We start from the raw sequence: 22,432 nt of genomic DNA on the forward strand, positions 1-22,432 counted from the left end.
CACCTCGACGGTCGCCGCGCCGTCGTGAGAGCCTGGCCGGATGCGGATCCTGCGTACCCCCGACGAGCGTTTCGCGGTGCTGCCCGACCTCGCGGCGCTGCCCGACTTCGCCGCCCGTTACGCCGACGTCGGCGGGCTGCGGATGGCCTACGTCGAGGCCGGACCCGCCGACGGCCCGCCGGTGCTGCTGTTGCATGGCGAGCCGAGCTGGTCGTTCCTCTACCGCCGGGTCATCGACGTGCTGGCCGCCGCGGGGCTGCGCGCGATCGCCCCGGACCTCATCGGGTTCGGCCGGTCCGACAAGCCGGCCGACGCCGCCGAGCACAGCTACGCCCGGCACGTGGAGTGGGTGCGGGCGTTCGCCTTCGACGCCCTCGACCTCCGGGCGGTCACCCTGGTCGGCCAGGACTGGGGCGGCCTGATCGGCCTGCGGCTGGTGGCCGAGCACCCGGAGCGGTTCGCCCGGGTGGTCGCGTCCAACACCGGCCTGCCCACCGGCGACCAGGCGCTGCCGCCGGTCTGGTGGCGGTTCCGCGAGGCGGTCACCACCGCGCCGGTGCTGAGCGTGTCGCGGCTGGTCCAGGCCGGGTGCCAGACCCCGCTGTCCGATGCGGTGCTCGCCGCGTACGACGCGCCGTTTCCGGACGAGAGCTATCTGGCCGCGGTACGGGCGATGCCGCTGCTCGTCCCGACCTCGCCGGACGACCCCGCCGCGCCCGCCAACCGGGCGGCCTGGCAACGGCTGTCCACACTGGACATTCCGTTCCTCGTCGCGTTCAGCGACGGGGATCCGATCACCGGCGGGATGGCGCCGGTCCTGAAGCGCGCCATGGCGGGCGCGGCGGGCCTGGACCATCCCACGATCCACGGCGCGGGCCACTTCCTCCAGGAGGACGCCGGGGACCGGTTGGGTGAGGTCATCGTGGACTTCGTGGCGGCAAGCGGGCCGGCCTGACGTGGAGCGGTACATCCTCTTTCCCGGCCGGCACCACGTACTGACCCTGTTCCAGGCCGAGTACCTGCGTGAACTGGCCGGCGACGGGGTCACGGTGGTGTGGGCGGTCACCTCCGCGAACCACGAGAACACCAAGCGCAACCCGGTCCCGTACGACCGGCGGGAGGCCGCGATCGAGCGGTTCAGCATGCTGGAGGGGCTTCGCTCACTGGTGGTACCGGTGTTCGACACCGCGTACACCGGGCGCTTCGCCGAGGTGACGGTGAAGAACATCGCGGCGACCCTGGGCCTGTCGCTGACTCCGGCGAACACCGTCGTGGCATGCTCCACGCCCGAGGTGGCGGACCTGTACCGGCAACTGGGCTTCACCATCGCCGGCGTGGAGGCGTCCCGCGCTCGGGTGCCGCCCCGGCCCTGGGACGTGCTGCTCGCGCTGGCCGCCGGCGACCCCGGCTGGACGAAGCTGGCCCACCCGGCGACCGTGGACGTGTTCGAGCGGTACGGCCTGGTGGCGCACATCCGCACGGTCGTGGGCGACCCGGTCGTCGGCGACGAGGGCGGCCTGACCACCACCCGCGACTACCGCAGCTATGCCGAGGCGTTCGAGGACAGCGCCGCGCGGAAGTGGGACGCGGTCCGCCGGTACGTGCGGCCCGGTCGCATCGTCGACATCGGCTGCGGTGCCGGTGCCGTGCTGGCCCTGGCCGACCGCGAGCCGGCGCTGCGGGAGAGCGACCTGATCGGCGTCGAGGTGGCCCGGCACCTGTACGAGGAGTGCGTCCACCGCAAGGCGCAGGGCGCCTTCGCCAACCCGAACGTGTTCTTCTACCAGCGCAACGTGCTGGGTGGCGCGGTCTTCCCGCCGCGGTCGGTCGACACCACGCTGACGTTCGCGCTGACCCACGAGATCTGGTCGTACGGGTCGCGGCTGGACTCGGTGCGCCGGTTCGCCCGGGCAATCTACGACCACACGGTGCCGGGCGGGGTCTGGCTCAACAGTGACGTGTGCGGGCCGGAGGGCAAGGACGCCACCGTGACGCTCCGGCTGTCCACAATGGATGGCGAGAACCCGGGAAAGGCGCGCGACGACCTGGAGACGGTGTCCCGCGAGGAAGTGACCCGGTACGTGGCCGGCCTGTCGACGAGGGCACGGTTCGACCAGTTCGTCGTGGACTACCGGTTCCCGGTGCCGTTCGAGGCGCACGGCGACGAGGTGGTGCGCGTCCGGCTGGCCGACGCGATGGACTTCCTGACCCGCAAGGACTACCCGGACAACTGGCTGTCCGAGACGCACGAGCAGTTCTGCGGGCTGGCGTACCCGGACTGGGTCGAGGTGTTGACCGGGGTCGGGTTCGAGGTCGACCCGGCCTCGCACGCGTGGCGCAACGACTGGGTCGTGGACAACCGCATCGCCCCGGTGGCGTCACTGTCCACTCTGGACGGTCGGCCGCTCGACTGGCCGGTCACCCATGTCCTGCTGGTCGCCCGCCGCCCGGTCGGTACCTGAGCCGTCGCGTGCCCGGGGCCGGTTGGGCGACCGGCCCCGGGCGCCATCGGCGCTAATTAGTGAGCCGACACCGGCACGCCCACCTTGAGGAACGCGTTGGCGTGCGCGCCCGTCGCGGTGACCGGTCCGGTGGTCCAGATGCCGATCTGGTCGTTCGAGATGGCGTTCGCCTCGACCCGGATCGACAACGGGGAGACCGTGGCCACGAGGACCCCGGTGGTCTGGGTGTCGGCCGGACTGAAGTCCGGGTCGCCGCCCAGGTTGTTGGTACCGATCTGGTTGGCCAGGATGACGTTGCCGTTGAGGTCCTGGCCGGGAGCGTGGCTGTGTACCGTCACGCCGGACATGCCGTTGCCGTTGATGGCGTTGCCCTCGACGACGTTGTCGTACGACGCGCCACCCGGTACGCCGGTCGCGATGACCACCCCGGCACCCGCGCCGTCGACTCCGTTGCCGCTGATGCGGTTGCCGATGACCTGGGTGTCGAACACGCCGGCCACGGTCGGCGCGGGTACGCCGTTCGGGGCCGCCGCCGGGTTGTGGCCGACGACCGTGACGCCGCAGGCGTACAGGTTGTCGGTCACCACGTTGCCGATGACGCGGTTGTGCCCGGCGGGTCCGGTCTCATCGCTGATCAGGATTCCGCCGCTGTTGTCGGTGCTGGTGTTGCCGCTGATGGTGGAGTTCGAGCTGCCCATCAGGTGGATGCCCTCGCCGCAGTCGCCGGGGACACCCTGCGTCGGAGCGCAGAACGGGTAGCTGTTGGGCACCGGGTTCACCGGTGACCCGCCCAGGTCATTGTGCTTGACCACGTTGCCCTGGATGGTGACATTGTTCGCGCCGTTGACGAGGATCCCCTCGCCGATGGCGTTCTCCACGGTGAAGCCACTGACCGTGGCGTGGCCGGCGGTGACCGTCACCCCGTTGGTCTGGTTCGTGGCGTCGATCGTGGCGGAGGAGCGTCCCCGCAGCGTCACGGTCTTCGTGACCGAGACGTCCTCCCGGTAGGTGCCGCCGCAGACGACAACGGTCCCGTTGGCGGCCACCGCGGTGATCGCGGCGTTGATGGAGTGGTACGCGGCGGAGGTGCAGCTGTTGCCGGCCGCGGTGCTCGCACCGTGCGTCGACACGTACACGGTGTGCGCCTGAGGATTCGCCTGGGCCGCGCCGACTCCCAGGAGAGGGCTTGCCAGAACGATTCCTCCGGCGGCCGCGATCGCTGACACTCTGACCTTGGTCATTGAAACTCCGTGCGTTTGGTGAACTCATCGCCGGTCACTGTGACTCGGCGACTGCCGTAACCGGAACGGCTCTTTGTGGATGTAGCACCGCGGGTGACTCCCCCGACCCACCCGCGACCGACACGTCTCCGGAATCGACGTGCCTGGTTCAGGTCGCCAATCAGGCGAGTGCCGCGCCGATCGCCGCGGACAGGGAGCGCAGCGCGTAGTGGGTGCGCGACTTGACGGTGCCGACCGGGATGCCCAGCCGCTGCGCGGCCTCGGCGGTCGAGCGCTCGCGGTAGTACAGCTCGATGAGCACGGACCGGTGGTCGGGGTTGAGCGTCACCATCGCCTCGCGCACCGCCTGCACGTTCACCAGCCGTTCGATCGCGTCCTCGGTGGTCGGCAGCGTGGCGGCGTCGGCGGTGTGTACCTCGGTCGGCCGGACGTTGCGGGCCCGGGCCGCGTCGATCGCGATCCGCCGGCCGACGGTGAACAGCCATGGCCGCACCGAGTCCACGTCCGGGTTCAGCCCGTCGAGGTTCCGCCAGGCCCGCAGCAGCGTCTCCTGCATCAGGTCCTCGGCGGCGTGCGCGTCGCCGAACGTGATGCGCAGCAGGAAGCGGTACAGCGGCCCGGCGTGAGCCCGGTAGAGCGCCCGCATCCGCTCATCGGCGCTGCTCGGCGGCGCGGCGGGGTCGGAGGCGTCGGAGGCGTCCGCGGCGGTACTGGCCGGCGCACCCGCGGCGGGTACGGAGGCGGTGATCATGGAACGGAACTCCCTTCGCGTGCCGGCTGTCGACACCTCAGAGACTTCCGCAACGGCGATGAGCGATCATCGGTGTCGAGACGCATGTTTTGGCACCGGTAGCCACCGCCCCGGCCGTGTTTGCCTACGTCATGGCACTCATGCCCAGGTTTCCGGCCGGATCAGGGCACGGTGAGATACCGCTTGCTCACGAACGATAATCGGGGGCGGACCTCAGGTCCGGGCGCCGGCCTCGCGCATGATCTCGATGCGCGAGCGCAGGCTCAGCTTCGCCAGGACGTGCGACACGTGGGTCTGCACCGTGCGCGGTGAGGTGAACAGCTGGGCCGCGATGTCCGCGTTGCTGTGCCCCTGCGCCACCAGGTCGACGACCCGCTGCTCTGCCGGGGTCAGCGAGCCCCACCCCGTGGTCTCCCGCCGGCGCAGGCTACGCGGGCCGCGGCGGATCCCGGCCGCGCGCAGCCGCGAGTCGGCCCGGCGCAGGTCCCAGGAGGCGTTGGCGGCGGCGTACCCGCGTACCGCGTCGCTCAGCAGGACCCGGGCCTGCGCGGCGTCGCCGGCGAGGGCGAGCCGCAGCGCCGCCTCTTCCAGCGCGAACGAGCGGGCCATCGTCCAGCCGTGCCGCTCGAAGTCGCCGGCGACCCGGACGAGTTCCGGAGCGTCGTCGGCGAGCTGCGCCTCGCACAGGTCCGCTGCGAGCAGCTGCCTGATGATGGCGTCGGGGTGGCCCGCGTCGTCTCGGGCGGCCCGGGCGGCCCCCTGCGCGGTGTCCCGGTCGCCAATCGTCAGCGCGACCCGGACCAGGTCCGGCAGCCACATGTACCGCTCCCGGCCGTCGTGCCCGATGCCCGGATCGAGCCACGTGGTGAGCAGCTCGACCGCGCGGGTCGGGTCGCCGTCGGCCTCCGCGCGGATCGCCTGCGCGGCGACCAGGTACCCGGAGTAGATCCGCACGTCGCCGGTGGTGACCCCGATGTCCCGGCCGGCCTCCACCTCGGCCCGCAGCCGGGCCCAATCCTCCTGGTGGCCGGCGATGAGGGCGGCGAGCCCGTGTGCCGCCATCCGGAGCGCGGGGGCCATCGGCGGCTGCAGCGAGCCGACGTGCAGCAGGGCCTCGTCCCACTCGCCGAAGTCGTAGTAGCCCATGGCCCCGGCGATCTGTACCCGCCCGGTGCGCTTGGTGCCTGTCTTGACCGAGAACCTCAGCGTCTCCTGGAACGTCGCGTCGAATTCATCCCGGCGACCCAGGTTGTTCAGGTGCGCCAGCCGGTTGGTCAGCAGGATCAGGCGCAGCTCCGTCGAGTCCGGGTCGGTGTTCGGCACGGCCAGGGCCGCGGAGATGTGCACCAGTGCGGTGGCACTGTCGGCCAGGTGGGACAGCACGTGGTGGGCGTACCCGATGGCGACCGGGTCGCCGCTGCGCCCACCCTCGGCCATCGCGACCCGGGCCCGCCGCATGGCCTCGTCCTCCCGGCCCACCTTGATCAGCGTGATCGCCGACCAGGCGCGGATCCGGGCGCGCCAGGCTTCCGACAGCCCGTCCTCGGCGAACGCCTTCTCCGCGACCGTCAGCGCCGGCCCGTTGTCGCCGTGCTGGCTCGCCGAGCGGAGCCGGTACAGGTACATCCGGCCACGCACCTCGGGATCCTTCGCGAAGCGCAGCACCCCGGCGGCCACCTCGGCGGCCCGGAGGCTGTCGCCGGTCCAGAACAGTACGGTCGCCAGGCGTGCCTCCAGCACCTCACGCTGGCGCTCATCGAGCCCGGAGTGGATGAGCCGGTTCAGCACGTCGACCCCCACCTGCGGGGCCACGAACATCGCCGCGACCGGCAGGGTGACCGCCCAGTCGATGGCCCACGCGTCGACCGTCCCCTCGGCCGCCATCAGGTGCCGGGCGACCGGGCCGATCCCCGCGCCGCTTCGCGCGAGCGACCGCGCGATCTGGTTGTGCAGCGCGTGGCGGAGCGAGCCGGGAATCTCCGCGCTGAGCGTCTGGCGGATCAGGCCGTGCCGGAACGCCAGCCGGGCGCCGGTCTCCGCCAGTACACCGGCGGCCAGCGCGTCGGCCAGCGAGGTCTGCAGAGCCGCGGCCGGCCGGTCCGCGACCCGGGTCAGGTCCTGCACGGTGAATTCCTCGCCGAGCAACGCCGCCAGCCGCAGCAAGCTGCGGGTGGACTCCTCCAGGAAGCCGAGCCGGCGGCCGATCGCGGCACCCAGCGACTCGGGGATGTCAGAGAAGTCCTGGGGCAGGTCCGACTCCATCTCGCCCCCGTCGGCCCGGAGGCTGCCGTCCCGGCGCAGCGCGTCGACCAGCTCGCGGACGTACAGCGGGTTGCCCCCGGCGCGGGCCAGCTGCGCCGACAGCCGGGGCCCCGGCCGCGCCGACAGCAGCTGGGCGGTCAGCTCGGTCACCGCCGCCTCGTCCAGCGCGCCGACCACCTGGACCACGCCGTCCCGATCCCGCAGCACCTCCTTGAGCCGTTCCACCTCGGGCCGGCGCGGTACCGGGCGCGCGGTGCCGACGAGCAGGAGCGGCAGCTGGTCGACGAGCCGATCCAGCCGGTACCAGACCGACAGGCTCGGCACGTCCGCCCAGTGCAGATCCTCGACCGCGAGTACGACCGGCCCGGCCGCGCACAGCTGGTCCACCAGGTCGATGATTTTCTCGGCGCCGGCGACCACCGGGTCGATCACGTCCTGCTCGACCACCGTGCCGGCCAGCAGGCGCGCGATCGCCCTGCGCTGCGGATCCGCCGAGCGGTGCGAAGCGCCGAGGCCGTCGGCGAGCGGACGCAGCGGGAAGGGCTGGGTCAGCTCCTCGGCACGACCCCGGAACACCTGGCACCCGGCCGCGGAGGCCCGGGCCAGCAACGCGTCGACCAGGCTCGACTTGCCGATCCCGGGCTCGCCCTCCAGCCAGATCGCGCCGCCCCGGCCGGACGACAGGTCCGCGACGAGGGACTCGACGAGCGCCCGCTCCTCGGAACGCCCGACGAGAGCGGCGGCGGCGAGACCGGCAGAGGCGGGGCTGGCAGAGGCGGGGCCGGCAAAGACAGTGCCGGCAGAGGTGAGGCCGGCGGAGGTGAGGCCGGCGGAGGTGGGCGGGGAGTCGTCACCGCGCGCCGCGCGGGGCTCCGACCGGTCGCCGGTTCCGGGCCGTTGGCCGGCGACCCGCGGGTGCGGCACGGGCGGGTCGGCCGCGGTGGGGCTGGGTCGGCTCGCGGTACCGGTCGAATCCACACGGGCGAGGCTACGACAGGAAACAGCACCCGCCAGCCAAGCGTCGGATTTACGCGCTCGGCAGCCCGCTCGCCGTGAGTAATCACACACGGTTCGGAGGCCGCCAGCGAACGCGGGGCGTCGGCGAGCCGTACAGCCGCTCGGCAGGGGCATTGATTTGGGTAATTGCGCCACTCATGCTTACGCAACGAGCGGTTCACGAAGCCGGAGTCCTGCCGACGCCTCGCGGTCACCTGCTCCGCCCAGAATTCGGGCCAACATATCGCTGATCATGGAGGACCCCATGCGTCTCCGATCCCGTACCCTCGTCCCGCTGGCCATCGCGGCCAGCGCACTGCTGGGTGCGACCGGTCTCTACGTGAACGCCCACGCGGCGGCGCCGGTCAAGCTCGCGGCGGCCACCATCCCGGCCTACGACCACGTCGTCGTGGTCATGGAGGAGAACCACTCGTACGCCGACATCATCGGCAACACCAAGAGCGCCCCGTACATGAACTCACTGGCCTCGCAGGGCGCCCTGATGACGGCGTCGTACGCGGTCACCCACCCCAGCGAGCCGAACTACATGGCGCTGTTCGGCGGCAGCACGTTCGGCCTGTCCAGCGACGCCTGCCCCACGAACGAGGGCGCCAAGGCCAACCTCGGCTCGGAGTTGCTGGCCGCCGGCAAGACGTTCAAGGGGTACTCGGAGGGCCTGCCGTCGACCGGCTCGACCACGTGCTCGTCCGGTTCGTACGCCCGCAAGCACTCTCCGTGGATCAACTTCAGCAACGTACCCGCCGCCGACTCGCTGCCGTTCACGAGCTTCCCGTCCTCGTCGAACTACGCGAGCCTGCCCACCCTGTCGTTCGTCATCCCGAACCTGAAGGACGACATGCACGACGGCACCATCACCCAGGCCGACACCTGGCTCAACTCGCACCTGTCGGCGTACGCGACCTGGGCCAAGACGCACAACAGCCTGCTGGTCGTCACGTGGGACGAGGACGACAACACCGAGGGCAACCAGATCCCGACCATCTTCGTCGGGCAGCACATCGCCACCGGCCACTACAACCAGAACATCAACCACTACAACGTGCTGGCGACCCTGGAGAAGATGTACGGCCTGGGTCTGGTCGGGTCGAGCGCGTCGGCCACGCCGATCACCAGCATCTTCAACTGAGTCACCTGTCGCCTGAGCCACCGGTTCACCTGAGCCACCGGTTCACCTGAGCCAGCGGTTCACCTGAATCGCCGGCAGCGGCCGGTCTGGCGGGGTCGGGCCCCACGGGTTTCCGGGGGCCCGACTCGCCGCCCCACATCCATCGATCCGCGAAGGAGGCCGCGGTGCGTTCCCCCGCCGGCTGGTCGAGCGTGCGGCGGCACCCCCGCTGGTGGATCGCCGGTGCCGCGGTCGTGGCCCTGGCCGCGGCCGGCACGGTGTACGGCGTCCTGGCGGTGGACCGGGTCGTGACGCTGTCCGAGAAGGACTGCGGGAACGGCTGGTCCGGCCCGGTCGACGGGCGCCAGAGCCTGGTCCTGCGCGACGCGGCACCCAACCCGGTCCAGGTGTACCTGATCGATCCCCGGCGCAACCTGGTCTACGCCGAGGCACGGGACCTGACGCCCGGTACGCGGCGCACGATGAGCACCACGCTCGGTGCCGGCCGGTACGCGCTGCGCTGCGTGTTCACCGACGGTACGGTGCTCACGTCGCAGGCGCACACCCTCACCGGTACCGTGGCCGGCGCCGTCACCGGCGTGCCGCCCATGCCGGACCTGGACCTCACCGGACCGGTCGGCGCGTACCGTTCCTCCGTGGAGCGCGGCCTCCCACCGCTGCTGGCCGACGCGACCCGGCTCGCCGCCGATGTCGCCGCCGGCAACCTGGCCGCCGCCCGGACCGACTGGCTGCCCGCGCACCTGGACTACGAGCGCCTGGGTGCGGCGTACAACTCGTTCCAGGACTTCGACGGAGCCATCAACGGTACGGCCGACGGGCTGCCGGACGGCGTCGACGACCAGTCCTGGACCGGACTGCACCGGATCGAGTACGGCCTGTGGCACGGCCAGCCCGCGGCGGTGCTCCGGCCGCTGACCGGCCGTCTCGTCTCCGACATCAAGGGCCTGATCGAGGACCTGCCCAGCGAGGACATCGACCCGGGCGACCTCCCGCTGCGCACCCACGAGATCCTGGAGAACACCCTGCAGTTCCAGGTCACCGGCCACGACGACTACGGCAGCGGAACGACGCTTGCCACTGCGTACGCCAACACGCAGGGCACCCAGGCGGTGCTCGGCACGCTGACCGGGCTGATCTCGGCCCGGGACCCGGCACTGCTCGCGGCGATCGACCGGGGCATCGCGACCGTGCAGGCCGACCTGCTGGCCTGCCGGGTTTCGGACCAGTCTGGCTCGGCCCGTCTGGCGCCACGCCACGATCCAGACCAGTCGTCCGGCATCTGGATCGCCGCCGGCGCCCTGCCGCAGGCGCGCCGCCAGAAAGTCGACGCTGACCTCGGCGCGCTGCTCGAACAGCTCGACGCGGTACCCAATCTGCTGCACGAACGGACCTCAGCATGACACGGACCCCGGCATGACCTCGACGACCGCGACCCCGCCCACCGGCTCCGGCTCCGGCGCGTCCCGACCGGGCCTGGGCCGGCGCTCATTCCTGCGCGGTACCGCGCTCGGCGCCGCCGCCACCGCCGCACTCGGCGCCGCCGGGTACGGCACCGCCCGGGCGGTGGCCGCCGGCACCGACGGCCGGAGCATCGCCTTCCACGGCGCGCACCAGGCGGGCATCGTGACACCGCAGCAGGCCGCCGCGACGTTCGTCTCCTTCAACGCCACCGCGCCCGACCGCACCGCGCTGCGCGAGCTGTTCCAGACGCTGACCGAGCGGGCGCGCTTCCTCTGCGCCGGCGGCACGCCACCCGACGTCCCGGTCTCCTCGGTGCCGCCGGACAGCGCGACGCTCGGCCCGGTCGTGCCCACCGACGGGCTGAGCGTCACCGTCGGCGTGGGCGCGTCGCTGTTCGACGACCGGTACGGGCTGGCCGCCCGCAGGCCGGCCAAGCTGACACCGATGCCGATCTTCCCGAACGACAACGTGGCCGGCTCGACCGAACTGCACGGCGACATCATGCTGCAGCTCTGCGCGGACTCGCGGGACACCGTGATGCACGCGCTGCGCGACATCACCCGGCACACCCGCTCCGGAATGCAGCCGAACTGGAAGGCCGACGGGTTCATCTCCGCGCCCCGGCCGTCCGGTACCCAGCGCAACCAGCTCGGCTTCAAGGACGGCATCGCCAACCCGGACGTCGCGGACGCGACCGAGACCGACCGGCTCATCTGGGCCAAGGGCGGCGTGAACGGCGAGCCCGCCTGGGCCGAAGGCGGCAGCTACCAGGTGGTGCGCATCATCCGGATGCTGGTCGAGTTCTGGGACCGGGTCTCGCTGCACGAGCAGGAGACGATGATCGGCCGGCGGCGGGACAGCGGCGCCCCGCTCAACGGCGCCGTGGAGAGCGACGTCCCGGACTACACGAACGATCCCAACGGCATCGGGATCCCGCTGACCGCGCACATCCGGATGGCCAACCCGCGCACTCTGGAGACGGACAACCAGCGGATCCTGCGCCGCGGATACAACTACGACCGGGGCGTGGACCTCGACGGCAACCTGGACGTGGGGCTCATCTTCTGCTGCTACCAGCAGGACGTCGCGCGGCAGTTCGAGGCGGTACAGAACCGGCTGGCCGACGAGCCGCTGGTGGACTACATCCAGCCGACCGGCGGCGGGTACTTCTTCGCACTGCCCGGGGTGCGCGACGCGAGCGACCACCTCGGCTCCGGCTTGTTCACGTAGTATCGCGCCGCTCAGTATTTCGGTGGCGTGGCACAGCTGACCGGCACTACCGTCAGGCCGTCATCCAGGAGGCGCCGACCGGCGCGCGCCTGTGCAGCCTCCCAAGGGACAGGCCGTTGTACACCAGCTGAGACGTTCATCGCGTCGAGAAAGCACGCCGCGCCCTGACGGGCCCGCGGTCGCGTAGCGCCGCCGCGCTGCCGGCCCGCTTCAGCGTGCCCTCGGCAGGTCATCGACGTCCGGTTGTTAGCTTCGCGGCATCCGCGGCTCGATCCGGCGCCGCGCCCATCCGCGCCGCGCCGACCTCGCAACGATGGTCTCGCAGCCGATTGGCCTTTTCCTGTGCACGACGACACCTTCCTCGTGCGCGCCACGACGCAGTGGCTCGTACGCCCGAACGACTTTCCGACTATCCGGCGCCGCTGCCGGACCTGCCCTTCCACGAAGTACCGGACCCGGGGACGATTCCGGGTCAACGCGAATCACAAGCTGCTCGACGTCTGGCTGTTGGCGCTGTGCGACCGGTGCGGCGAGACGATCAAGCTGACGGTGCTGGAGCGTGTCCACGTTCGCTCCATCGATCCCACGATGCTCAACGGCTTCCACCACAACGCTCCCGCGCTCGCGGCGAAACTGCTGGCCGATCCTCGGCTGGCACACCGCAACGACATCGCGCTCGACTGGACCGATGCGTGGACGCTGGAGATGAGCCCCGTCGAACTGCCAAAAGCCGACGTCCTCGAGGTCAGCGTCCGGTTCGCACAACCCATCCCGATCAGGCCGACGACGCTCATCGCGACGGGCTTGGAGCTCTCGCGCGCCGAGGTCGCGAGGTGCGTCGCCGCCGGACTGGTCTCCTCGGAACGCAGGCTGACCGGTCGCTGCGCGCAGGACTTCAGCTTTGCGTTCCGGTGGCAGTGAGCGGCGATGATGCAAGAGAGGGCGATGACGCCGATTAGGGCAGTGACGCCGGAGAGCGTGCCGCCGTGGCCGGGGGGACCGTGAGCCGGGCGATCCGCCGGTCGGCGGGTGCGGGCCGGGTCACGGTGAGCACGCGGAACGGATACGATCCCATCGGTCGATAACGGGACCGTGTGACGAGCTGTGAGGGAGTCCGCGTGGCTGACTCGCCGCTGACCGCGACCGACGCGGCCGCGCCTGCCGGGCGGCCGAGGCCGGAACTGCCGACGCCAGAACTGCCAGGGCCGGAACTGCCGAGGCCCAGACCGCTGAGGCCGAGGCTGCTGGCCGCGCTGCTCGACTACTGCGTGGTGCTCGGCTGGCTCGCCGTTCTCGCCGCGGTCTTCGTCCCGCTGTACGCGGCCGATCTCGTTCCCTGGCGAGGGCACGTCGACCTGGTCTCGTTCGCCGGCTCGGTGGTGCCGGTCTGGCTCTACCTCACCGTCACCGAGGCGGGTGCGGCACACGCGACGTGGGGCAAGCGCCGCCTCAGGCTTGTCGTCCAAGCGCGGAACGGCGGCGCCGCCGGACCGGCGCGGATCGCGGCGCGCAACGCGGTCAAGCTGCTGCCGTGGGCCTGCGCCCATCTGGGCATCGCGCCGCTGTGGGCGGGCTCCGGCGCCGGCACCGTGGTCAGCCCGGCTCTGGCCTGGGTACCCATCACCGCCGCGTACCTGATCGCCGGCGCGACCGTTGCCTCGGTACTGGTTTGCAAGGATCGCGCCGCGCTGCACGACCTCGTGGCCGGCACCCGGGTCGGCCGGGCGCCCCTGCCGGCGACCGTGGCGTCGTGAACCACCGTACCGATCAGGCGAATTTCCGCCGGGCGTTCGCGGCCCGGTGGGAGCGGTCGTCGCCCGAGCAACAGGGCCGGTTGGCGCTGATCCTCTGGGGTCACGCGGTCGCCGCGGTGCTGACCGACGGCGGTCTCGCCGCCTGCCTGGCGCTGTCCGCCACGAGGATCTGGCGGCGCCGCGACCAGGGCTGGGTCCGGGCCACCGCCGACGGCGGGTACTGGAAGACCGCCGCCGGCCTCGCGCTCGCCGCGGCCGCCCGCCGGGCCGGTCGCCGGCACCTCGTCCGGCGGCTGACCGCCGAGGAGGCCGGAGACGGTGCCGCCCGCGCTCACGATGTTCCGTGACCGCAGGCGGCACCGCTCGAATCTCGTTACGCCAGCCCAGCCGTTAGGCCAGCCCAGCCTTGGTGTAAGCCTGGGTCAGCAGCGACACGGCCTGGTCGGGCCGTCCGGTCAGCAGGGCGTGCTCAGCGTTCGCGGTCAGTGACGCGGTCAGCGGCATCGCCGCCGGGCCCCCGTTCGCGATCCTCGCCTGGGCCACGTCCCGGGCCACCGACACCACGGCGTTGTCCTGGTCGAACGTGTCCCTGCGGGACCGGTTCAGCGCGTTCGTCGCGTCCTGCAACGCACCGAGCACCTGCTTGGCGTCGCGGACCGTGCCGTCCTTGTTCCACCAGCCCGGCGTCAGCGCCCGACCCAGCGCGCTGACCGCGGCCGCGATGTCGCGGTCCCCGTGGACGCCGGCCAACTGGTCGCGTACCGCGTCCAGCCGGTTGCGGCCGTTGTCGGTACGCAGGCCCCAGCCGTAGGCGTACAGCGGGTCGTACGTCGCGTCGCCCACGTTGATGGGCAGCTGGCTCTCCGCCTTCGCCCAGGTCTCCGGCAGCCGGCCGGTGAACGGATTGGCGCCGAACAGCACGTCGGCCACGCCCTCGCCCTCGGTGCCGGGCAGCCATGAGGCGACCACCCCGGCGGCCTCCGGCACGATGCCGGTGATGTCCAGCGGGCGCCCGGACACCGTCATGACGACGCACTTCATCGCGCCACACACCTTGTCCACGGCGGCCCGGTCGGCCACCGACAGCTGAAGCGTGTGCCCGTTGCCCACGTCGCCGACGCCCTCGGCGTACGGCGTCTCGCCGACCACCACGACACCGACGTTGTAGCCGGCCGTCGGCGCCGAGGCGTCCTTGCTGTACGTGATGGTCGCGTGCGGTGCGACCTGCTTCATGCCGGCCAGGATCGTGGTACCCACGTCACCCGGTCCGGACTGCCCCTGCCAGCTCAGCGTCCAGCCACCGGTCTGGTTGCCCAGGTCGTCGGCGTTGGACCCGGCGACGTACACCTTCGCGGTCTTCGACAGCGGCAGGACGTTCCCGGCGTTCTTCAGCAGCACCTGCGACTCGGCGGCGGCCTGCCGGGCGACCTGGCGGTGCGCCGCGTCGCCGATGGTGGGCAGGTTGGTCCGGTCGGAGTACGGGTGGTCGAACAACCCGAGCTCGAACTTCTGGGTCACGATGCGGGACACCGCGTCGTTGATCCGGGCCGTGGTCACATCGCCGCTGCCCGCCAGTGCGGTCAGGTCGGTGATGAAGTCCTTGTAGCTGTACGGGGCCATCACCATGTCGATGCCGGCGTTGACGCTGACCTTGACGTCGTTCTTGTAGTCCGGGCCGATCTGGTCGATGCCATTCCAGTCGCTGACGACGAAACCCTTGAACCCGAGCTGGTTCTTGAGGACGCCGGTGAGCATGTCGGTACGGGCGTGCATCTTCACCGGCGCGGAGTCCTTGCCGAGGATCTGCAGGCTGGAGTACGACGGCATGACCGCGCCCACGCCCTTGTCCACGGCCGTCTGGTACGGCGGCAGGTACAGCGCGTCGACCTGCTGCTGGGTCGCGTAGGTCACGCCCTGGTCGATCGTGTACGTGCCGTTGGTCGAGGAACCGTACTGCGTCCCGCCGTCGCCGAGGTAGTGCTTGGCGGTGGCCAGTACCGCGGTCGGGTCGGCCAGGTTCCCGTTGTTCTGCAGGCCGTCGATGACGGTCTCCATCAGCTGCACCAGCGCCGGGTCCTCACCGAACGCCTCGTACGAGCGGCCCCACCGCTCGTCGCGGGTCACGCACACGCACGGTGCGAACGCCCACTGCACGCCGGTCGCCCGGGTCTCGGTCGCGGTGATCCGCCCCTCCTGCTCGGCCAGGCCCGGGTCGCGGGTGGCGCCCATGCCGATGTCGTGCGGGAAGACCGTCGCGCCCTGCAGGTTGTTGTCGCCGTGGACCGAGTCCTCGCCGTAGATGATGGGGATCTGCAGCGGGGTCGCCTGCGCGTGGAGCTGGAAGTTGTCGACCATGTCGGCCCACGCCTGCGGGGTGTTGGGCGTGGGTACCGATCCGCCACCGGAGAGGATCGAGCCGAGCCGGTACGTGGCGATGTCCCCGCCGCCCGCGACCGCGGCCCGCTCGGCCTGCGTCATCTGGCCGACCTTGTCCTGCAACGACATCCGGCTCATGAGGTCGGCGACCCGCTGCGCGATCGGCAGCGCCGGGTTCAGGTACGGCAGGCCGTGGGCGTTGATGACGACCGTGGCGCCGGAGCCGCTCAGCGTGGCCCCGGTGGCGGTCAGCTTGACCGGGATCGTCTTGGCGACCGACGCCGGGTGGCCGCCGCTGGTCTGCACGGCGATCGTCTTGACCGTGCCGGACGGGGTACCGGCCGGGAACGTCAGCGTGCCGCTGCCGGCGGTGAAGTCGGTGCCGGCGACCGCGGTACCGCCGCCGAGGGTGTACCCGACCGAGACGTCATCGCCGAGCGGCCCGCCGCCGGGCTGGTTCGCCACCACGCCGACGGACGCCGAGCCACCCTGGTCGGTGACGTACACGTCGTTGGCCACCGTGACGGTGGGCTGGGCGGTGCCGTACAGCACGACGTCGTCGAAGATCAGGTCACCGGACGAGGAGCCGGCCAGGTTGACCGCGTAGCCCCACATCGAGGTGAGGTTCAGGGTGTTGTCCGACGGGGCGCCGGAGGGCTGGTAGTCGGTGCGCTTGACGAAGTCGCCGAACGGCACCTTGATCTGCTGCCAGCCGGTCGCGGAGTCGGTGAAGAAGGACTGCCACAGCTCGGCGTGCTCGCCGTCGGTGCCGCCGTCCTTGACCTCGAACTCGATGCGCTGGCCGGTCGCGGTCTCCTTGACCCAGAAGCTGAAGCCGCCGTACGCGCTCCAGTTCTGCGCGGTCGACAGGTTGTTGCTGAAGCCGCCGTACGTTCCCACGTGGTAGGTGACGTCGAGTCCGTGGTTGTCGGCGGCGCCGCCGGGCCGGTCGGCGACCGCGACCTGGGTCAGGGTCGGCGTGCTCGCCGCGTCGCTGCCGAACGGGAAGATTCCCGGGCTCGCGGTGGTGATGGGCAGGGTGCCCTCGAAGTTCTCGACGACCGGGAGGCCGGTCGAGCCGAACGCGGTTTCGGCCGGCAGCCAGGAGACCAGCGTGGCCAGCAGTACGCCGACGCCGAGCGCCGCGGCGCCGGTGCGCGCCCGGTGCCGCGCGGCCTGGGGTAACGGTACGAACATGGCAGTCCTCCGCCGCGGCCCGGACGTCGAGGAGCGGGCCGCGCAGCTGTTGTCTCGGGGGTTGGGGGTTCGTGGGCGGCCGCGGGCTTTCCTGGGTACGGCTGCCTCGACGCGGCCGGCCAGGCGTGGTCGGGTTTCGCCAGCGGGATGATCGGGAGAGCGTTCTCCACGAGATTAGGAGTGGCCTTCCTCTATGTCAACGTCGGTCTATGGATCATGCTGAAAGCGCTCTCCCGGACGAAAACGCCGCACTCACTCACACCGGCCCGACCGCCACACCGGCCCCACTGCCACCGCGGGACCCGTGCGCACCGAGTGTGACACGGCGGAGGCGCTGCGCGACACCGTCCGGTATGCCTGCCGCAGCAGCGGGCATACCGGCAGGGTGCGCGGAGCGCGCCGTCCGGCCGCCGCGGGCGGGTAACCGCGAGGGAGGGGTAGCCCATGCTCATCGTCGACGGCGTACCGCTGAGCCGGCAGCAACTGGACGCGATCGACGGGTACTGGCGCGCCGCGAACTACCTGTCCGTCGGCCAGATCTACCTGTTGGCCAACCCGCTGCTGCGCGAGCCGCTCGCACCCGAGGACGTGAAGCCGAGGCTGCTCGGCCACTGGGGCACCACCCCGGGCCTGAACCTGGTCTATGCCCACCTGTCCCGGATCGTCGCGGCCCGGGAACAGGACATGATCTACGTGGCCGGACCGGGGCACGGCGGCCCCGGGATGGTGGCCAACGCCTGGCTGGACGGTACCTACAGCGAGATCTACCCCGCGGTGTCGCTCGACGAGCGGGGCATGGCCCGGCTGTTCAAGCAGTTTTCCTTCCCCGGCGGAGTGCCCTCGCACAACGCGCCGGAGACGCCCGGGTCGATCCACGAGGGCGGCGAGCTGGGCTACTCGCTGTCCCACGCGTACGGCGCCGCGCTGGACAACCCCGACCTCGTGGTCGCCTGCGTCATCGGCGACGGCGAGGCGGAGACCGGAGCACTGGCCGCGTCCTGGCACTCGAACAAGTTCCTCGATCCGGTGACCGACGGGGCCGTGCTGCCGATCCTGCACCTGAACGGGTACAAGATAAGCAACCCCGCGGTGCTGGCCCGGATCGGCGACGACGAGCTGGAGGATCTGCTCACCGGGTACGGGTACCGGCCGTATCTCGTGCAGGGCTACCAGCCGGAGCCGGTGCACCAGGTACTGGCCGCGACCCTGGACGCCGTCTTCGACGAGATCGCCTCCATCCAGCGGGCGGCCCGTGAGGACGGGGTCGACGAGCGTCCACAGTGGCCTATGATCGTGCTGCGCACCCCGAAGGGGTGGACCGGCCCGCGGGTGGTGGATGGCCATCCGGTCGAGGGCACCTGGCGCGCGCACCAGGTACCGCTGGGTGCCGCCCGCGACGACAGCCGGCACCTCAGTGCGTTGCGGGACTGGATGCTGTCGTACCGGCCGGAGGAGCTGTTCGACCGGCACGGCGCCCCAGTGCCGTCCATTGTGGACTGGCTACCGAGCGGGAGCGCCCGGCTGGCCGCCAACCCGCACGCCAACGGTGGCCGGCACTCACGCGACCTGGAGCTGCCCGACTACCGCGGCTACGGGGTGATGGCCGGCTCGATGGCCGGTGCCACCAGCGTTCTGGGCACGTACCTGCGCGACGTCATGGCCGCGAACCGGCCGTACGGGAACTTCCGCATGGTCGGCCCGGACGAGACCGAGTCCAACCGGCTCGGCGCGGTCTTCGAGGTGACCGACAAGGTGTGGCAGGCCGCCACCGCGCCGGTGGACGAGCACCTCGCGCCGCGCGGCGGGGTGATGGAGATCCTGTCCGAGCACACCTGCCAGGGCTGGCTGGAGGGGTACCTGCTCACCGGGCGGCACGGCATGTTCCCGTGCTACGAGGCGTTCGTGCACGTCGTGGACTCGATGGTCAACCAGCACGCGAAGTGGTTGAAGGTCAGCCGGAAACTGGCCTGGCGCAAGCCGATCCCCTCGTTGAACTACCTGCTCACCTCGCACGTCTGGCGTCAGGACCACAACGGGTTCTCGCACCAGGATCCGGGGTTCATCGACCACGTCATGAACAAGAAGGCCGAAGTGGTCCGGGTGTACCTGCCGCCGGACGCCAACACCCTGCTGGCGGTCACGGACCACTGCCTGCGCAGCCGCGACTACATCAACGTCATCGTCGCCGGGAAGAATCCGGCCCCGACCTGGCTGGACATCGACGCGGCCGAACGACACTGCCGGCGCGGCCTCGGCATCTGGGAGTGGGCGTCGAACGACGCGGGCGACCCCGACGTGGTCCTGGTGGCGGCCGGCGACGTCCCGACGATGGAGATCCTGGCGACCGCCGAATTGCTCCGCACCCACCTGCCGGAGTTGCGGGTACGGGTGGTCAACGTGGTGGACCTGATGCGCCTGCAACCGACCTCCGAGCACCCGCACGGGTTGCCGGACGCCGAGTTCGACGCCATCTTCACCACCGACCGGCAGGTCATCTTCGCCTACCACGGGTACCCGTGGCTGGTCCACCGGCTGACCTACCAGCGGAACAACCACGACAACATCCACGTGCGCGGGTACAAGGAGGAGGGCACCACGACCACGCCGTTCGACATGCTGGTGCTCAACGACATGGACCGGTTCCACTTGGTGATGGACGTCATCGACCGGGTACCCGGCCTGTCCCGCAAGGCCGCCACGCTGCGCCAGCGGATGGTCGACAAGCGGGCCGAACACCGCGACTACGTCCGCGAGACCGGCGAGGACCTGCCCGAGATCCGCGACTGGTCCTGGCAGGCGATCCCGGCCGGCTGATCCGGATCTCGTTTCGCGGCGGGCAGGTGGGTAGAGAGGAAAACATGACGGGTAACCACGCGCAACTGCGCCAGTTGGGGCTCTCCACCGGCAAGAAGGCGCGGCTGCACCGCATCCTGTACCAGCACGGGCTGGGCAACGGCAAGGCCATGTTCCTGCCGTACGACCAGGGGTTGGAGCACGGTCCCCGGGACTTCTTCGCCAACCCGGCCGCGGCGGATCCGAAGTACATCATCCGGCTGGCGGTCGAGGGCGGGTTCAACGGCATCGCCGTACAGATCGGCCTGGCCGAGAAGTTCTACTGGGACTACGCCGGCCAGGTGCCGCTGATCGTCAAGCTCAACGGCAAGACCGAGATCCCGTCAGACGACTACGCCCTGTCCCCGTTCAACGCGACGGTCGAGGACGCGGTGCGGCTGGGCGCGGACGCGGTCGGCTACACGCTCTACATCGGCAGCCCCGCCCAGCACGAGGACTTCACGCAGTTCATGACCGTACGGCGGGACGCCGAGCGCCTGGGCATGCCGCTGATCGTCTGGGCGTACCCGCGCGGTACGGCGATCGAAGCCAAGGGCGGCAAGGATTCCTTCTACTCGGTGCACTACGCGGCGCGGATAGCCAGCGAACTGGGTGCCGACGTGGTGAAGGTGAACTTCCCGAAGCCGGACAAGCGGACCGCCGTTCCGGCGCCGTACGACGGCGAGTTCACCAACCAGCAGGCGATCGACGCGGTGATCCAGGCGGCCGGCCGGTCGCTCGTCCTGGTCTCCGGCGGCGAGAAGGCCGGCGACGAGAAGATGCTGGAGAAGGCGACCGAGTCGATGCGCGCCGGCGCGATGGGGCTCATCTTCGGCCGCAACGTCTGGCAGCGCGACCACGACGCGTCGCTGCGGCTGGTCGGTCAACTGCGCGAGATCCTCGCCCAGCACCACTCGGACTGAGCATGAGAGCCAGCCGCGTCAGCGGCTGGCCCGGTCGGATTCAGTGGCTGGTCAGGCCGCCATGCTGTGAGGACAGCGAACTCGACGCGTTCACGTCGGCGTTCGGGTCGACCCCGACACCCAGCCGCTCCACCAGTTCGCCGCCGAGCCAGGAGGTACCGGCCAGCAGCACGATGCCCACGAAGCCGAGGATCAGTGCCACGGCACTCGCGTGCCAGGCAACCCCCTGCTCCCGCAGAATCCAGCTGATCCCGAACAGCACCAGCGCCACGACGTTGCCGAGGCCGTGCAGCAGACCGATGCGCTTGGCCCGGGTACGGGACGGGATCGCGGCCGCGTCGATCATCCCGAACAGGCCCGCCAAGAGCCCGCCGATGACACCGGCGCCGATCGTGTACGCCGCCGCGATCTCGAAGCCGTGCCGGTCGGTCGCCAGGTACACGATGTCGAAAATCACCCCGGTGGCCAGCAGCCCCAGGGGAAACGTCACCAGCATCGGGTGGATCTGGTGACCCAACGCCTTCGCTCGGGTCTGCATACGCCTCTCCCCTCCCGGCACGCGCGTCGGCCTGCCGTGCCTGGCCTACCCGGAAGGAGCCGCGTTATGCGCGGCATCACCGCGGCCGGCGCCTCCACCGGTGCCCCGCGCCCTCGAGCCGGCATCCCACGGACGCCGCGAACCCTCAAGCCGGCGCCTTTGCCGCCGCCGCGAATCCTCGTGCCGGCACCTTCGCCGACAGCGGCAACCTCCCAGCCGGCGCCTTCGCCGAGGCTGCGACCCCTTCCCGCCAGTGGCAAGCACGCCGATTCCGGCCCTGGCGAAGGGGGCGGCCGGTTAGCGTGAAAGAACGTCAGCGCGGGGGGTCGCAGACCTCGCCGCGGGACGGCCTCGCGGCGAGGAGGGAGAGGCGGCCATGACGACCGCTCGGGAGATCATGCATACCGGCGTGAAGTGTGTCGGCGAGAACGAGGCGCTGAGCATCGCCGCGCGGGCCATGCGTGATCTGCACGTCGGCGCCGTACCGATCTGCGGCGAGGACGGCAGCCTGCGCGGGATCCTGACCGATCGCGACATCGTCGTGCGGTGCGTCGCCGAGGGTGCGGACCCGCGGGAGATGCGGGCCGGGGAACTGGCCCGCGGCATGCCGGTGTCGGTGGACGCCGACGCGGACATCGGCGAGGCGCTGCGGCGCATGGCGGACAACACGATCCGCCGGCTTCCGGTGCTGGACGAGCAGCGGTTGGTGGGCATCATCTCCGAGGCCGACATCGTGACCAACCTGACCGAAGGGGAGGTCCAGCGCTTCACCGCCGCGGTGTACGCGGCACCGCCGAACAGCTGAAGCGGTCACCCGTTCGAGGCCCGCCGGCCGGGCCCCCTCACGCTTCCTCGGCCGCCCCACCCAGTCCGCGCAGGAGCCGGGACCAGTGCTGGTCCGCGAGCAGGTGCCCGGTGCCGATCACCAGGGCCAGCGGCCACTCGATGATTTCGACCGCGGCCAGGATGCCGAGGCCCGCGAAGTAGGCCATCTGGCCGGGAGGGGGCACCGTGACATCGCCGATGACTGGTATCCGCAGCCGCTGCGGATACAGCTTCACGCGCTTGTCGTGGGGTTCACGCGTCAGGGCGCGCGGCACTGTGATGGTCATGGCGGCCTCCTCCGGCTTCCCGACTGGTATTCCACCGGAGGCTGGTTCCATGCGTCGCGGTCGCGCGGAAGCGGCGGGCCGATGACCCAGTGGAAGATCATTCAGTGGAACCAGTCGCCCGACCACGACACGCCCGACCACGACACGCCT

At 71.1% G+C, this 22,432-nt stretch carries 17 protein-coding genes; 11 read left to right on the top strand and 6 right to left on the bottom strand.

The window, feature by feature from the left end:
• The first annotated feature begins 40 nt into the window (after positions 1–40).
• Entirely contained in the window at positions 41–955 is a 915-nt protein-coding gene (locus Raf01_RS30500; RefSeq protein ID WP_203921498.1) for a haloalkane dehalogenase, read from the top strand.
• A gap of 1 nt (position 956) precedes the next feature.
• Entirely contained in the window at positions 957–2,462 is a 1,506-nt protein-coding gene (locus Raf01_RS30505; protein WP_239134061.1) for a class I SAM-dependent methyltransferase, read from the top strand.
• 56 nt (positions 2,463–2,518) lie between these two features.
• On the opposite strand, the gene Raf01_RS30510 is transcribed toward Raf01_RS30505, so the two are convergent.
• From Raf01_RS30510 to Raf01_RS30520, 3 genes are all read right to left on the bottom strand, one after another.
• The gene (locus Raf01_RS30510; RefSeq protein ID WP_203921500.1) at positions 2,519–3,703 is read right to left on the bottom strand and encodes a right-handed parallel beta-helix repeat-containing protein; all 1,185 of its coding nucleotides are present in this window, start codon (positions 3,701–3,703) and stop codon (positions 2,519–2,521) included.
• A 160-nt stretch (positions 3,704–3,863) separates the two neighbouring features.
• Positions 3,864–4,454: a sigma-70 family RNA polymerase sigma factor gene (locus Raf01_RS30515; RefSeq protein ID WP_203921501.1), complete on the bottom strand. Its 591-nt coding sequence runs from the start codon at positions 4,452–4,454 to the stop codon at positions 3,864–3,866.
• A gap of 213 nt (positions 4,455–4,667) precedes the next feature.
• Positions 4,668–7,694, bottom strand: coding sequence for a helix-turn-helix transcriptional regulator (locus Raf01_RS30520; protein WP_203921502.1), 3,027 nt, complete (start codon positions 7,692–7,694; stop codon positions 4,668–4,670).
• Positions 7,695–7,977: 283 nt separating this feature from the next.
• Between Raf01_RS30520 and Raf01_RS30525 the strand changes: the two genes are divergently transcribed.
• The 6 genes from Raf01_RS30525 (at position 7,978) to Raf01_RS30550 (ending at position 13,651) form a co-directional block, all read left to right on the top strand.
• Positions 7,978–8,859 (top strand): alkaline phosphatase family protein, encoded by an 882-nt coding sequence (locus Raf01_RS30525; protein ID WP_203921503.1) that lies wholly within the window; start codon positions 7,978–7,980, stop codon positions 8,857–8,859.
• Between the two features lie 164 nt (positions 8,860–9,023).
• Positions 9,024–10,259, top strand: a complete 1,236-nt coding sequence (locus Raf01_RS30530; protein WP_203921504.1) for an EfeM/EfeO family lipoprotein — start codon at positions 9,024–9,026, stop codon at positions 10,257–10,259.
• 13 nt (positions 10,260–10,272) lie between these two features.
• Entirely contained in the window at positions 10,273–11,550 is a 1,278-nt protein-coding gene (gene efeB / locus Raf01_RS30535) for an iron uptake transporter deferrochelatase/peroxidase subunit (protein WP_203921505.1), read from the top strand.
• 243 nt (positions 11,551–11,793) lie between these two features.
• Entirely contained in the window at positions 11,794–12,471 is a 678-nt protein-coding gene (locus Raf01_RS30540; RefSeq protein WP_239134062.1) for a DUF1062 domain-containing protein, read from the top strand.
• A 197-nt stretch (positions 12,472–12,668) separates the two neighbouring features.
• A complete protein-coding gene (locus tag Raf01_RS30545; RefSeq protein ID WP_203921506.1) occupies positions 12,669–13,304 on the top strand; it encodes an RDD family protein in 636 nt (211 codons plus the stop codon).
• On the top strand, positions 13,301–13,651 hold the full coding sequence (locus Raf01_RS30550; protein WP_203921507.1) for a hypothetical protein: 351 nt from the start codon (positions 13,301–13,303) through the stop codon (positions 13,649–13,651). The genes Raf01_RS30545 and Raf01_RS30550 overlap by 4 nt, the downstream gene beginning before the upstream one ends.
• A gap of 43 nt (positions 13,652–13,694) precedes the next feature.
• Here Raf01_RS30550 and Raf01_RS30555 read toward each other — a convergent pair whose 3' ends face one another.
• Entirely contained in the window at positions 13,695–16,877 is a 3,183-nt protein-coding gene (locus Raf01_RS30555; protein ID WP_203921508.1) for a glycoside hydrolase family 3 N-terminal domain-containing protein, read from the bottom strand.
• 444 nt (positions 16,878–17,321) lie between these two features.
• On the opposite strand from Raf01_RS30555, the gene Raf01_RS30560 reads away from it, so the two are divergent.
• Positions 17,322–19,691 (top strand): phosphoketolase family protein, encoded by a 2,370-nt coding sequence (locus Raf01_RS30560; RefSeq protein WP_203921509.1) that lies wholly within the window; start codon positions 17,322–17,324, stop codon positions 19,689–19,691.
• A 44-nt stretch (positions 19,692–19,735) separates the two neighbouring features.
• Positions 19,736–20,632, top strand: a complete 897-nt coding sequence (locus Raf01_RS30565; RefSeq protein ID WP_203921510.1) for a class I fructose-bisphosphate aldolase — start codon at positions 19,736–19,738, stop codon at positions 20,630–20,632.
• Between the two features lie 40 nt (positions 20,633–20,672).
• Here Raf01_RS30565 and Raf01_RS30570 read toward each other — a convergent pair whose 3' ends face one another.
• Complete coding sequence (locus tag Raf01_RS30570) at positions 20,673–21,170, bottom strand: DUF2231 domain-containing protein (RefSeq protein WP_203921511.1); 498 nt, start codon at positions 21,168–21,170, stop codon at positions 20,673–20,675.
• A 376-nt stretch (positions 21,171–21,546) separates the two neighbouring features.
• On the opposite strand from Raf01_RS30570, the gene Raf01_RS30575 reads away from it, so the two are divergent.
• Positions 21,547–21,975 carry a CBS domain-containing protein gene (locus Raf01_RS30575; RefSeq protein ID WP_203921512.1) on the top strand — a complete coding sequence of 143 codons (429 nt, stop codon included), beginning with the start codon at positions 21,547–21,549 and terminating at the stop codon, positions 21,973–21,975.
• Between the two features lie 37 nt (positions 21,976–22,012).
• Here Raf01_RS30575 and Raf01_RS30580 read toward each other — a convergent pair whose 3' ends face one another.
• Positions 22,013–22,282 (bottom strand): hypothetical protein, encoded by a 270-nt coding sequence (locus tag Raf01_RS30580; protein ID WP_203921513.1) that lies wholly within the window; start codon positions 22,280–22,282, stop codon positions 22,013–22,015.
• Positions 22,283–22,432: the final 150 nt, after the last annotated feature.

The sequence above is a fragment of the Rugosimonospora africana genome, assembly GCF_016862975.1.
GTDB lineage: Bacteria > Actinomycetota > Actinomycetes > Mycobacteriales > Micromonosporaceae > Rugosimonospora > Rugosimonospora africana.